This is a genomic window from Pseudomonadota bacterium (assembly GCA_013285445.1).
Taxonomy (GTDB): domain Bacteria; phylum Pseudomonadota; class Gammaproteobacteria; order Xanthomonadales; family Wenzhouxiangellaceae; genus Wenzhouxiangella.
Genome location: CP053448.1, coordinates 2,783,294 through 2,797,347 on the forward strand (window position 1 = coordinate 2,783,294; position 14,054 = coordinate 2,797,347).

Here is a 14,054-nt window from a genome sequence, read left to right on the forward strand (position 1 = left end):
TGTCAGACCGTGAAGCCGCGCCCAGGGAACCTCAGTCCTCAGCCGATTGGGCCGGATCAGTCTCAGCCGCTCCCGCGTCTGCGCTGGTGCGCTCGACCTGGGTCATGAAACGCTGGTGCATGGCGTCCTGGGTCGGTTGGTGGGTCACCGACAACCGCAGACGGCTGCCGCCGAGCGCCTTCTGGTCGCGGCAAGACAGATTCATCCGGATATCGCCACCGGCAGCCAGGTAGCGAACCGTGCCGCAATCGGTCGTTTCGGAGTCAGGGAAATGCTTGACCAGGGCCGTTTCAAGCCCGGCCAGCGCCTCCTGACAGGCACGCGTGCCGGCAAACCCACGCTCGCCGGTCACCCGGGACACGCGTGCGTTCTCCTGGCCGTCAGGCACCAGCTGGACTTCCAGATCGGCAAACACCTCGACAATGGCCGCATGTTTTGCCGGCACGCGAACCCGCTCCCCGTATTCGCTGTCGAGGCTTGCCTCGACCCGGGCACCAGGGACAAATGACAGTACTTCATCGAGCCCGGTGTCAACGACTGGCGGCAGATCGGCCAGCGCCATCGGGGTTTTGCCCTCGTCAGCGACCGCTCCCGCGGCATCTTCCACCAGCACTTCCATGACCGCCTCGGCGCGCGTGGCCATCGCCTCGAGAAAGAACGGATAAGCTTCGAGCCGGTCGGCAACCCAGGCCTGGGCGTCCGGTTGCTGCAGGAACACGATGCGCTGTCTGAGCTGCTCGGCGTCCAGGGCCTGTGCCCAGGCTTCGATCCAGTCACTGACCTGTCCGTCGACCTGCTGCTCACGCAGCACCTCCATGTACCCCTCGGGAATGCCCCAATCGACCTCCGGCTGGTCCTGCATTTCGCCTTCCATCAACTCCATCTGGAACTCCCACTCGGCTTCATAAAACGCCTCAAGACGCTGCAGTTCGACCAGCTGTGCAGCCAGAGCCAGCCGATCGTCCCTGGCTGTCGGCTGCCCGGCCGAGGCCGTTGCCACCGCCATCAGCAGGGTGAGTGTGACGAGTTGTGCTGAAGTCGTGCAGATTGCTTTCATTGTCATGGGTCTTCCCGCATTTGAATCCGGCCCCTTGCGGCGATCCGTGCGCCTCGGCACGTACCTTTCTGACATGTTACCAAGATTCTCCCGACACCGTGCCCCAGTGGCCCCGGACGCAATCGGCCAGCATGCCGGTTCTCGCCAGAGGTGACCGCTGCGCCGCGGGCGGTCATAATGAGCGTATCTGACTTCAACGAGACAGCCGATTCATGATGTCCACTGAATCCAGCGCAATCAACCGGCAGCCCACTCCTGTCAGCTGCTGGCTTCGCCTGGGGGGGCTTGCCGCGCTGCTGGCCGGCAGCGTCCTGCAGGCCACACCGATTCCCACCACTCTGACCGATTTCGAAGTCTCCGGCACACAGGTCGGCGACGCACACCCGGGCGCGTTTCTGGAGGCCGATCACTGCGCATCCTGCCACCAGATCAGCGAACAGGACACCGCCCCGGTCAACAGCTGGCGCGGCAGCAAGATGGCGCATGCCGGCCGCAATCCGCTGTTCTTCGCGCAGCTGGCCACGGCCAACCAGGACGCCGAAAACGTCGGCTATTACTGCCTGCGCTGCCATGTGCCCAAATCGGTGATCAGCGGCAACGCGCTCGCAAGCGAAAGCGCTGCTCTGAGCGACAGCGACCGCCAGGGCGTGGACTGTCACTTCTGTCATTCGCTGGTCAACCCCGACTACGTGGCCGGCGAGAGCCCTGTACGCGACGAAACCGTGCTGGCCGCGCTCGAGTCCGTGCCGGAATACTATGCCAACGCCATGTTCGTGATCGACCCCGACGGCGTGCGCCGAGGGACACGACCCGACGCCTCCCCCTACCACGAGCGCGAGCTGTCGCCGTTTCACACCGAAAGCGCGCTGTGCGGCACCTGTCATGACGTCGGAAACGTTGCCGTCTCGCGCCAGGGCGACGGAACCTGGCGCTACAACGCCCTGGATACGCCGGTCGATGACGAAGATCCCTGGATGCAGTTTCCGCTCGAGCGCACCTACACGGAATGGAAACTGTCAGCCTTCGCCGACGGCGGCGTCGACATGGGCGGGCGCTTTGGCGGAGACGGAGTGAGCGTGGTGTCCAGCTGCCAGGACTGTCACATGCCGCGTACTGCCGGCCGGGCTGCCATCATGGGTCCGGAACGATCCGACCTGCGCACGCACGAATTCGCCGGCGCATCGGTCTGGACGCTGGACATCATCGGCCGGCATTTCGCCGATGATCCGGACGTGGATGCCGAGGCCATCGCAGCCGGCATGGCACGCTCGCGCGACATGCTTGGACGGGCCGCGTCGCTGGCGCTGGAGGAAGTCGGGGGCGCGCTGCGCGTGCGACTGTTCAACGAAACCGGTCACAAGCTCCCGACCGGACACATCGAGGGACGACGCGCCTGGCTCAACGTGCGGGTATTTAACGCCAGCGATGAACTGCTCATCGAGTACGGCGGCTACGATCCACTCCAGGCTGAGCTCGATACCGAATGGACCATGGTCTACGAGATGGTCGTCGGCTTGTCCGAGGATGCCGCCGCAGTGACCGGGCTGGCACCCGGACCGACCGGGCACATGGCCCTGGCCGACACGATCGTCAAGGACACCCGGATACCCCCGCGCGGATTCGACCGCAGCGACTTCGAGCTGGGTGGCGCTCCGGTGGTCGGGCGCGACTATGCCGACGGGCAGTACTGGGACGATGTCTATTTCCGTCTTCCCGACGGCGCCGACCGGGTTGAGGTCACCGCCTGGTACCAGACCGCGACACGCCAGTACATCGAGGAGCTGCGCGACAACAACATCAGCGATGACTGGGGCGATACGCTCTATGCCCTGTGGCAGGAATCCGGCCGTTCACCACCGGAGATCATGGGTCAGGTCGCGGCCGCAACCAGCCCGTTCGTGCGCGGTGATTTCAACGACAACGGCGCGCTCGATCCGTCTGATGCCGAATCCATGCTGGCCTGCTTCGAGTCCGAAACAGCCGTGACCGATCGCTGCCTGATCGGCGATTTTACCGGTGACGGCCGCGTGACCTGCGAGGACTTCGACAGCCTCGACGCGCAGTGGCCCGGCCCCGGCGCAACGCCCCGTCCCATGGTGTGTCTGCTGGGTGCCGCGGGCGCGGTATCGGTACCGAGCCTGTCGGGACCGACCGGGGCGATTCTGGCCCTGACCCTGCTGCTGGCCGGGCTGCTCGGCCTGGCCTGGCGCGAATCGGGCATGACCTGAACCGGCCATGCCAGGCAAGCCGGGCACACGGATCTGGCGCTGGCGGGCGCTGACCCTGTTTGGCGTCAACGCGCTGATCGTGATTCACGTTCTGCACTGGTGGCTGACCGGCGACAGTCTGGCACGCTTCGTGCTCGACGACGCCGCCCACACGCTCGAGCGCGGCGTCGTCAACCCCGGTTTCGTGCTGTTTGCCCTGGCGCTGCTGGTCACCCTGCTGTTCGGCCGTTTCTTCTGTGGCTGGGCCTGCCACATGGCGGCGCTGCAGGACGCCTGCGGCTGGCTGCTTCGGCGCATCGGCATTCGGCCGCGACAGTTCAATGCGCGCCTGATCGGTTACGCCCCGCTGGTGCTGGCCCTCTACCTGTTCGTCTGGCCGCTGTTCAAACGCGAGCTGTTGCTGCCGCTGATCAGGCCAAGCTGGCCGGCACTTGCCGACTGGCTTGGACCGGTCGCGCCGTTCGAGGGCTGGTCGGCAAGCTGGCGCACAAGCGAACTGTGGTCCGGGCTGCCTTCGATCTGGGTCGCCATCCCGTTCCTGCTGCTCAGCGGCTTTGCCATGGTCTATTTCCTGGGCACACGCGGCCTGTGCCGGTACGGCTGCCCCTACGGCGGGCTGTTTCAGCAGACGGCCCGGTTCTCGCCTGTCGCCATCACGGTCGACAGCGACCGCTGCGACGACTGCGCGCTGTGCACAGCGGCGTGCACGGCAGGCGTTCGCGTGCATGACGAGATCAGCACCTACGGGATCGTGGTCAACCGTGACTGCATGCGAACACTCGACTGCGTTGATGTCTGTCCACACGACGCACTGGCTCTCAAGCCGGGACGACCGCCCGCGGCACGCGGCCCGAGCGATGGTATTCGCCACTATGATCTGGCCGCGGGCGAGGAGGGTCTGGCGGCCCTTGTGATGCTGGTCACTGCAGTCGGCACACGCGGCCTGTATGGCCAGATTCCGCTGCTGCTGGCGGTCACGCTGGGCGCAATCGGGGCTTTTCTTGCCGTGCTCGGCTATCGTCTGGCGCATCGGCCCGGACTGCGCTTTGCAGGTCGCACGCTCAAGGCGTCCGGCCAACAGACTGGCGCGGGCATGGCTTGGAGTCTGGTCATTACCGCCGCCATGTTGCTGCTGGCTCACTCGCTGACGGTGCGACTGGCGCTGGAACGCGCCGAAATGCTGGACCGGCGCATTACCGTGCCGATGGAAATCGTGCTCAGCGGCAGCGCTGAATTCCTGCCCGGCGCGGTTCGGCGGGACGCACAGGATGCCCTGTTCTGGTACCGACAGGCCGATGCCTGGAATCACGGCGGCCTGGGCCTGGCACGCTGGCCGCACATACCGCTCAGGCGAGCCTGGCTGCACCTGGTTCGCGGTGAGTACGACCAGGCCGATCGACTGTTACAACGCGCCCGCACGGCCCGACCCGGCGACCCGGCCCTGATTGCGGCCATGGCCGACTCGCGCCGCGCCCGGACGGCGCAGCAACAGATGGCTCACTGAGTCTATTCGGCCTCGTAGCGGTCCTCGAAGATCAGACCGAAAGCCGGCCCGAGCGTCATGACCGCATGGGTGGAGCGATCGTTTTCCGCACCCGTGGTCAGCAGCGCCTGCAGCGCAACCGGCGGCCGATCGGCCGAAAAACCGAAGCGGAAAAGACGACCCCAGTTTAGCGTGTCAGCCGTCCCTGGCGCCTGCCAGACTGCCTGTCCCCCGGTGTGACCGAAGGCCCACTCGGTCACCTCACGGATACCATCGGCAAATTCGATATCGCTCAGGTTCGTGCCGTCAGTGACGGGAACGGCAAAACCGGAGAAGCCGTTATTGCTCACGACTTCAAGGTCCGGTTCGGTACCCTGCGTTTCCGGGACGGCAAAGTCCAGGTTCATCAAGGCATAGTCATAGCGATACCAGTTCCCTTCGAGATGGCGGACCCGCACTGCCAGCCTGGCGCGACCGTTGGCGGTTTCAAGCAGTTGATTGGCCGCCAGGGCCGTCATCCCCGGGGCAACCCATCGATTGATGAACGGGCCGGCAGACTGCGCGCCTTCGAACGACAGCGCCGACCAGCTGCTACCGTTCCAGCTCGTTGTGACCTCGACATGGCGCATGTTGTTGGCAGGCACCTCGTCGTCACGAATCAAATACCACGCTTCCAGAAAGTAGCTGGCTTCGGGATTGAGCCATTCAGCCAGGTCAGACTCGCGCACCGTCATGCGATTGGACGGTGCCGCCAGCCCATGGTCCGTTGTATTGCCGTCACAGTCCGGATCCCACAGGGAGCGACATCGGCCCCAGACCGCTTCGGCCGGCAGGCTGTCGCTGCGCGGTCCGAGACGCCGGTTCTCATTGTTGTTGCTGGCCGAGTATGTGTCGCGACAACCGACCTGATTGGGCGTATTGCCGGCCGACCAGAGCACATGCCCACCCGGACAGGTGCACGAGACATTGGTCGTGTAATAGCCGTGCTTGATTCCCGAAGCACCGATCTGTTCCAGCCGGTTGTCGGCATCGATGCGGTAGAGATTCCAGACCAGCAGTGGATGCTGGCGGTTGTTGTAGGGTGGCTCGGGCGCGCTATTGCCGCTGCCCAGCCAGTCGTACCAGGGCACGTCGGTACTGCCCTGGTTTTCCAGCGTGGCGCTGGGTGACCACCAGGTCGTGGCGCGGGTTGAGCTTCCGGTGCAGCCTGCGTCACAGCCCCAGTTGGGCGCATAGGTGCCCATGCTGACCAGCGCGACGTCTGTGGTCTCACCCTCGGTGCCAGGCCATACTGGTTCGCTGCAGGCGCCAAGCGGCTGCTCACTGCGTTTGTTCTGGCGCGTATGTGCCGCCAGCGTCAGTCGCCCGATCTGCGCACCAGACAGCGACGGGCTGCGCAGCCGTCCGGCCAGCCAGGGCGTCAACTCGAGCCCTGCACCGTCCAGGGTGAAACGGCCCGACTGCGGTTCCACTCGAACCCGCGGCTCGACCAGCACGAAAGCGATCTGGCCGGCGGCGGTCAGCAGCCGAAGCCGTCCGGGTGCCGCTTCCAGGCGCAGGCGGCCCAATTCGACGCTGCCGGCATCGGCGACAGAAAGCATCACGCCGGCACCCAGCTCCAGCCCGCCGTCGATAAAAAACTCGAACGAGGCGCCAACGGTCTGGTAGCGCAAAGCACCGCCTGGCACCAGCGGCAGCGCGAGTCGCCCCGTTGCACCGTTTTCGCCCCCGACCCGTATGCCGTGCAGATCGAGCAGCGGGGTTGCGAATTCGAACACCACCCGGTCACCATCCGCCGCCCACACCCACTCCGCTTCAGCCGGCTGCTGGCTGAGCGAACTGGCTGCGTGCATCAGCCAGGCAGCAAGCGCAATCGAAACGGCCAGGACCAGACGCCGTGTATCTTGACTGGGCATTGGAAGAATCCCTCGCCCCACCAGTTGGGCAAGGAGTCAGTCTAACCTCAGATGGTCAACCCAAGAATTGTCCAGCATCAAGTCGGCACTATTGCGAATACGATCAGAAGTATTGCCTCATGGAGCTTGTCTCGCGGGGTTGCCTGGCCCACAGGACCGGACTGCTCATGACTCAGTCTGGAGCGCCAATACCCGGATGCTGAATGGTCCGGCTAGTGGGCCATGCGGCTAATTAGGTAACACTCAGCCGTCGCACAAGCGTTGTGGGCAAGGCGCGCGAGCGCAGGACTGGCCATCGCCAATTCAAGCGAGTGCAACGCCGCCCACGGCGCTTGTGCGGCGGCCCTTCGGGAGCCGCTGTGCTGGCGCGACTCGGCGTTGCGTTTCTTGGAAAGGGAACAACCATTCCCTGCGAAACGCGCCTTGATTCGCACCAGCACAGCGGCTCTGAGCGTTACCTAATTAGCCGCATGGCCCACTAGGCGAGAGCAGCCACGCGGCGGAGAGTCGCCAGGCGGCGGGCCTGCATCTTGAGTCGATATTCGAGCTCGCGGTAGCGTGTAGCCAGCTCGGTGCGACACCACCGGTCGCGCAGTGCCGCCTTGCCGGCCGCGAAGCGATCAGCCTGAACAGCCTGCCACTGGGCCACGGTCTCGCAAAACTGACGGTATTCGCGGTCGAGCGTATCGGCCCAGTTCATCGCGGCCGGATTGCCGGCCAGGCGTTCCTGCAGTTCCCGGAACTCGACCTGCAGCCGCGCCCGACGGACCTTGAACGCCGGCGTACGCCGCAAACCGCCGGCCAGCCCCAACCAGGCCGCCGACCGGATCAGCCACTTGCCGGGATCGAACTGCCACCATCGAATCCCGTTGCGGTAGTCGGTCTGGAAGGCGTGGTGGAAATTATGGTAGCCCTCACCCCAGGTCAGCAGCGCGACCACGCCGCTGTCGCGGGCGGAGTTGTCGATGCTGTAATGGCGGCGACCGAGGGTATGGGCCAGCGAGTTGATAAAGAAGGTGCATTGCTGGGAAAACGCCAGCCGGAAGGCGCCAGCGAGCAGCACCATGCCGACGATGTCGCCGACCAGCCAGCCCAGGATCAGGGGCAGCCCGAGGTTCATGAACCAGGTCAGCGGCCAGTACCAGCGATGCTGCCACATCACCACCGGATCACGTTTGAGGTCGCGCACAACCTCATAGTCGATCTTGCTGGTCGGCCAGTGGCGCAACATCCACCCCATGTGAGCGTGCCAGAAACCCCTTCTGATCGAATGCGGGTCCCGCTCGACGTCATCGACATGGCGGTGGTGCACGCGATGGCGCGCGGCCCAGACCAGGATGGAATTCTGCAGCGACTGAGCGCCGAAAATCGCAAAGAACACGCGCAGCGGCTTGCCCGCCCGGTAGGTGCGGTGCGACCACAAACGATGGTAGCCGGCGGTGATCGACAGACCGCTGACCACCCAGAAGACGCCGGCAGCCAGCCAGGTCCAGGCACTGAAACCCTGGAAAAACCACCACAATGGCGCGGCAACGAGTCCAAGAAGGACAATCAGAACGAAGAAGGTCACGTTCTCGGTGACCAGACGGGGTTTTGTATGACTCATGTCCATTCGACGAACAAAATGAAAAAGCGTTCAAAGCGGTCGCGGAAAATCGACATTGTCCCGGCGGACTAATCGGGCTGAAACGCCAGCAGCGCAACAACAGATCTGAAGCGCACAGCAGTCCTGAATGACTGGCGTTCCAATCGGCGTTGTGCGGCTGCTTGGTTCAGCAAGCCTGCAACAAGATAGAATGCATGTGGCTTAGGGGTGGCGATTGCACGCGGGGGGCTTCGGCTCGCCAGGGTCCACCATCTGCTTCCTCAGCAGATTTTGCGCCGGTACCATAACGTGATCCCCTCGCCCCGCCCCCCAGCACCGATGATGTCAGCCGGCCCAAGGCCGCTCGGTGTCTGGTAAGGAGCTGCCTCCAAGTAAGCACCGAGATCCTCTGGCGTGCCTTCACTGATCGTTCCGTCCCGGTACCAGGCCCGCATTCGCCCGGTGCCGGGATCGTAGGCCACAGCGACGATGTCATCGGGCGATTTGCCCCGCGGCAGGATGTAGCGACGGGGCGCCTCAAAAACTCCAAGGTCTTCCGGCGTGCCGTGACTGAATGTCCCGTCCCGGTAGTAGGCCCAGACCCGGAAGAAGGTCCCCATGCCTACGGCCAGGAGGTCTTCGCGTCGTTTTCCCTCGGCGGGCTTCCATGTCAGGGGGCCGCTGTGATCGCTCACCTTGTGCAGGTTCTTGGCATCCCCGGTCGTGGCCACGCCGTCCCCCCACCAGGAGACGACGAAGCCCCGGACGGAGTCGACGGCCATGGCCAGGGGCGAGTCGGCACGGCGAGAAAGGTAGACGCCGTTCTCGTGAGCGTCGAGGTCTGTGGGGCTGCCGCGACTGAACCGCGCGTCCTCGGGCCCGCCCGGGCAGGGTCCGGCACCGGTCCAGGCGCCGGTCTCGGTCCAACCGTCGCAGTCGTTGTCCAGGCCGTCGGCGATCTCCGGCGCCCCGGGGTACACGCTGGCTCGTGCGTCGTCGCAATCGTCGCCTGCGGAACGCCCGACGCTCGGGTAGGTTGTGGCATGCCCGTCACCATCCTCGTCCTCCGGGTCTGTACAGGTGGAGGCGTCTCCTCCCGGCGTCACCTCGACGGTATAGAGATCCGCCGCGTCCCAGAAGTAGGTGTGGTACCAGATCCGGGAGTCACCGCCGCGATTCCAGCCGCCGCGGCTGATGAACCAGAACTCGTCGTCATTGAGCCAGTCGACACAGTCACCGAAGACGCGTTCCCCCTCGACGATGTGACGGTAGCCGATCGTCGTCATCCAGTGCCAGTCGATGAACTTCGAGCCAATCCTGCCGCCGGCGCCATCCCACTGCGCGTTCGTGCCGCAGCAGAGCTCCCAGCCTCCAACGCGCACCAGGAACATCAGTGGCCGGTCGGCGTCGATCGCCGCACGCACGTCGGAGTAGGAGATGAACTCGTCTTCGTCGGTGTGCCAGCTGGCGCCGGGGGCGCGGGTGCGCACAACCTCCTGCAGGCCGCTGCTGACCAGATCCAGGCCGCGCGCTGGCGGTGTGCCGATGCTACCGCTGTAGGGCAGCTCCTTCTGTAGCGCCCGGACCAGACGGGCGAGTCCGCTGTCGGGTTGCGGGTCGGATCTGATGTACGGTCCGTCGTCGCGGATCATGCAGGGCCAGCCATTGGCATCCCAGTGGCCGAGAAGCATCGCGGCTGCCGTCGGTCCGCAGTCGTTGTCGCCAGCAAAGTCTGACTGGGCGTAGTTCGGTGTACCCGCCTCCAGCACGATCTGCCGACTGCTGTCCAGGGAGTCCCGGATGTAGCGGTACTGAACACCGTCGATGATCATTTTCGGGCCGTGCTCATGGAGGATGCAGCGTGCGCAGACCGGATCTGTGACTGTCGATGCGATCAGCCAAAGCAGGATCAGGCATGGCAGGCTTCGTTTCATCGGTCAAACCCTCTCAGTCAATCTCGTCCAGGCGCCGGTTCCAGTCGCCACGGAACTGAACCCGCTTGGCGACGACCTCCCGGGTCGGCGTCGGAGTCACCAGCGGCAACATTTCGAGGACGCGGCTGGAACGCACGCTGGAGGTATAGAAGAAAAGGGGGCCGCTCGGGTCGGAAAACTCGAGCACCGGAAACAGCGCCGTGCCGTGACGGCGCGTTAGCTGCGGTGCCGTGGCGCCCAGTTCGCGCTGCAAGTGCCCGACCGCCTCCGCTTCCAGAGCCAGCTCGGCCGGTAGCCCCTGCCAAAAGCCCAGCACCGGCGGCAACAGGTCGCCACGGCCGATTTCGACGGCGCGGAAGAGATCCTCCCAGCGAGAACCGTTCCATCCCGTCTTGCCGGCCGACAGCAGAGCTGCGATCTTCTCGCGGCCGGGGACGCCGGGCAGCGTGGTGAAGACCTCGAGGCGGCTGCCGGGCTTGCCGTCCGGGCCCAGGTAGTCAAAGCTATCCCACGGTTGGAGCGGCACCGCCTCAAACTCCAAGGCCGCAGCCCGCGCCAATCTGAGTAGCTGAGCGCTGTCGAGATCAGGAAACGGGCGGCATCTTTCCAGCGCGCATCGCCCGGAAAACGCGCGGGCCTCTGCAGCACAGTCCACGCCCCCGTTGACTGCCGCTTGGTCAGCGAGGCAGGCGGAGACGATCCCGGGTGCAAGCTCCTCGCTGCAGTGCGCCTTGCAAGCCTCCTCCCAGCTCGAGTTCCACACCCGGACAAGGCCCGCCGCCGGGGCTGCAGGATTCGGTGCGTCAAGGCCACCGCCGGTCGAGCAAGCTTCCAGCGCTTCGGCTCGCCGCTTCTGCTCGGCGGGCGCGAAGCGCTCGAGGTTGTCGCCGTCCAGGCACCAGGCGTAGTGCCCCTGGAAATCAGGACTCCAGCGCGGCCCGGTGAAGCCGCAGTCCCGGTCCAGGTTTTCCTGATGCTGACCCACGGCGGTCTCGGCGTAGTCGGTGCACGCCGTATCCTGGACACGTCCAGGCGGCGTCGCAGCCGAACGGCAGCTGGCCAGCCGCTCGGCACGTCGACGCTCCTCGGCGGCGGCGAAGCGCTCATGATTCTCACCGTGCATGCACCAGTTGTAGTGGGCGCTGTGATCGGCATTCCAGGCCGGGCCGGAGAGACCGCAGCCCAGTTCCAGGTTCTGTTGCTGCTGACCGACAGCCGCTGCTGCGTAGCGCTCGCAACCCGGATGGCGCTGATCCGCTGCAACCTTGGGCGCTGCCCACAGGAGCATTGCCACGAGCAGCATGGGACCGGCGCCAACAGACCGGTCGACGCTTATCGCGAAATCGACCTTGTTCATGATGCAGCTCCTTCGGGCAGACTCGCCTGCGCTGGCCACGGGCTCTGAAAGACCCGGCCCGGCGGGGCTCCCGTTGTTACGCTAAGGCGACGACCCCACCATTGGCCAGGGAAGCACCATGGATGACGGGCGGCAACGCTGGCGGATTTCGCGTTCCGGGATCCCCTCCCGATAAAGGCAGAAATCGAGGCGCGCGCGCATGGTTGCAATCCTGCCGCCGCCCGCGCCACAGGGCTTGTAGCTGCACAGCTTCCACTGCGTCGTTGGCAGCTCCACGAAGTGGAAAGCGTAGGCGCCGTTCTGGCTGGTTCGTTGCTGGGCTTCAGCGCGGGTGATCACCCAGACATCGCTGCCCATGAAGTCGTCTTCATCCGCGACTTCGACCGGCTTCGGGTCCGATGCCATAAAGCCGAATACCGTGTCTATCAGGCCTTTGAAGGCAGCGGCGACTCCGGCCAGGCAACCGGCGCCGGTCATGCACCCTCCCACCGCACCAGCCACCGAACCGCCAACCTTGAGAATTGCCCCGGCGGCGTCGCTGTCGGCAGATGGATAAACGGTGATCGTTCCATCGCGCTCCATCAGCGTGACAGTCATAACCATGCCCAACGTGTCGATCGGTGCAAAGCGGACGCCCGGATGAATGGGAAAGACCTGCAGACCGTTCTGCCGCAAGGTGTCAAGCGCAGCCGGATGCTGCTCGCCACTGATATCGGAATCCGGCTCGAAATCAGCCCTGTTATCGACATCGATGCCTTCACCACAGCACCACTGGGTCGAGCCATAGGCCGGGATGCCCTGATGATGCCCGTTCAGGAGACCGAAGTGCAGGTAGGGTTCCTCGCCAGCTCCAAGGCTGTCGTTGCGTGGCTCGTTATAGTGGAAGTGTTTCGGACGGTTTGCCGAAATTGAATTGTTTAACACCTTCATGCCCAGCCAGCGGAGGTTGTACCGAATCGGGCATCCAGCCTTCGGTGGGTAGGCGCCGCTCGGTGGATCGGCAGGCTCAGTCGGGCATTGGTCAACCGTGTCGCGGATGCCGTCATCATCGAGATCGGGGCAGCCGTGCAAGGCCTTGCCGGGAACAAATGGGCATTCGTCGATCGGGTCCACCAGACCGTCGCCGTCAGTGTCCTTGGCCGGCGGCGGCAGCGCAAGCAGGGGGTCGTAAGGCGCACACGCGATGTTCGATCGCTCCGAGATCAATAGCTGCGGTTGCTGCCCGCTGAGCGATACGGGACTTCGCTTATACGACGCCACCTGATAGCAGTACTGATCTTCCTGGTCGGCAGGCTTGGCGAGCACGTCGACGTAGGTCGTCACGCCGGGTCCCACGCGGTCCAGGATTTCGATCGTGGCGTCAGCCTGCTGACGGTTGTCTCGCGGTTTGAAAGCCCGGTAGATCATGTATCCGTGTTCGTCGTCGGCCCGGTCCTGCCAACTCAGCGCGATCTGATAGGCTTCAGTGCCGGGGATGTCCGGGTTGGCAAACTTCGAGGCATTCCGGGCGCCCAGCGGGCCCGGTGATGCGGGCGGACTGGTTGTCAGCGGGGCCACGATGCTATTGAACCGCTGCTGCACGGCGCCGACATCCAGCGGCAAGGCCGCGTTCGAGGTCAGCGCAAGCGTCTCCTCGTCGAAGAGGGACTGGCGAGTGAGCTCAGGCAGTGCCTTGAAGCGTTGCAGCGCCCGCTCGAGATGCATCCGGGCGTTGGGTTGGGCGTTCAGGATCAGGGCGATTTCCCGGTCGGTATCCGACTGGTTCGGGGTACCGGCGTAGTAACGCTCCAGGTAGTACATCACCACGGGCACAAAGATGGCGGCGTACTGGTTTTTCCCGGGTTCGACCACTTCCGGCGCAGGGCCCGCGTAGCGAACCTGCTGACGTCCGGCCGCAGGACCCTCTACATCCGATCCGTCCACAACAGGCGGGCCTGGATCCATTCGACGCGCACATTGTTGCTGAAGAGCCAGCTCACGCGCCATTTGCTCCTGCCGCCTTTGGGTCTCTGAGACGCGCATGCACCAATTGCGATGGCTTTGAATGTCCTTGCTCCAGCGCGGCCCGGTGAAGCCGCAGTCCCGGTCCAGGTTTTCCTGATGCTGACCCACGGCGGTCTCGACGTAGTCGGTGCACGCCGTATCCTGGACGCGCCCGGGCGGCGTCGCGGCCGAACGGCAGCTGGCCAGCCGCTCGGCACGTCGACGCTCCTCGGCGGCCGCGAAGCGCTCATAGTTCTCTCCGTGGATGCACCAGTTGTAGTGGGACCTGTGATCGGCATTCCAGGCCGGGCCGGAAAGACCGCAGCCCAGTTCCAGGTTCTGTTGCTGCTGACCGACAGCCGCTGCTGCGTAGCGCTCGCACCCCGGGTGGAGCTGATCCGCTGCAACCTTGGGTGCTGCCCACAGGAGCATTGCCACGAGCAGCATGGGACCGGCGCCAACAGACCGGTCGACGCTTATCGAGAAATCGACCTTGTTCATGATGCAGCTC

General features: G+C 64.8%; 8 protein-coding genes. 2 read left to right on the forward strand and 6 right to left on the reverse strand.

Going from position 1 to position 14,054, the window contains the following annotated elements; translation table 11 throughout:
- Window positions 1-31: 31 nt before the first annotated feature.
- Window positions 32-1,063: a hypothetical protein gene (locus HND55_12500; GenBank protein QKK03407.1), complete on the reverse strand. Its 1,032-nt coding sequence runs from the start codon at window positions 1,061-1,063 to the stop codon at window positions 32-34.
- 206 nt (window positions 1,064-1,269) lie between these two features.
- On the opposite strand from HND55_12500, the gene HND55_12505 reads away from it, so the two are divergent.
- Together HND55_12505 and HND55_12510 are read left to right on the forward strand one after the other, a co-directional pair.
- Window positions 1,270-3,285, forward strand: coding sequence for a hypothetical protein (locus tag HND55_12505; protein ID QKK03408.1), 2,016 nt, complete (start codon window positions 1,270-1,272; stop codon window positions 3,283-3,285).
- 7 nt (window positions 3,286-3,292) lie between these two features.
- On the forward strand, window positions 3,293-4,789 hold the full coding sequence (locus tag HND55_12510) for a 4Fe-4S binding protein (protein QKK03409.1): 1,497 nt from the start codon (window positions 3,293-3,295) through the stop codon (window positions 4,787-4,789).
- 2 nt (window positions 4,790-4,791) lie between these two features.
- Here the strand turns inward: HND55_12510 and HND55_12515 are convergent, their stop codons facing one another.
- The 5 genes from HND55_12515 to HND55_12535 all read right to left on the reverse strand — a co-directional run bounded on the left by HND55_12515 (window position 4,792) and on the right by HND55_12535 (window position 14,044).
- On the reverse strand, window positions 4,792-6,684 hold the full coding sequence (locus HND55_12515; protein QKK03410.1) for a hypothetical protein: 1,893 nt from the start codon (window positions 6,682-6,684) through the stop codon (window positions 4,792-4,794).
- A 478-nt stretch (window positions 6,685-7,162) separates the two neighbouring features.
- The gene (locus HND55_12520) at window positions 7,163-8,290 is read right to left on the reverse strand and encodes an acyl-CoA desaturase (GenBank protein ID QKK03411.1); all 1,128 of its coding nucleotides are present in this window, start codon (window positions 8,288-8,290) and stop codon (window positions 7,163-7,165) included.
- Window positions 8,291-8,550: 260 nt separating this feature from the next.
- Entirely contained in the window at window positions 8,551-9,555 is a 1,005-nt protein-coding gene (locus HND55_12525; GenBank protein QKK04101.1) for a hypothetical protein, read from the reverse strand.
- A gap of 661 nt (window positions 9,556-10,216) precedes the next feature.
- On the reverse strand, window positions 10,217-11,560 hold the full coding sequence (locus tag HND55_12530; protein QKK03412.1) for a hypothetical protein: 1,344 nt from the start codon (window positions 11,558-11,560) through the stop codon (window positions 10,217-10,219).
- An 81-nt stretch (window positions 11,561-11,641) separates the two neighbouring features.
- Window positions 11,642-14,044 (reverse strand): hypothetical protein, encoded by a 2,403-nt coding sequence (locus tag HND55_12535; GenBank protein ID QKK03413.1) that lies wholly within the window; start codon window positions 14,042-14,044, stop codon window positions 11,642-11,644.
- Window positions 14,045-14,054: the final 10 nt, after the last annotated feature.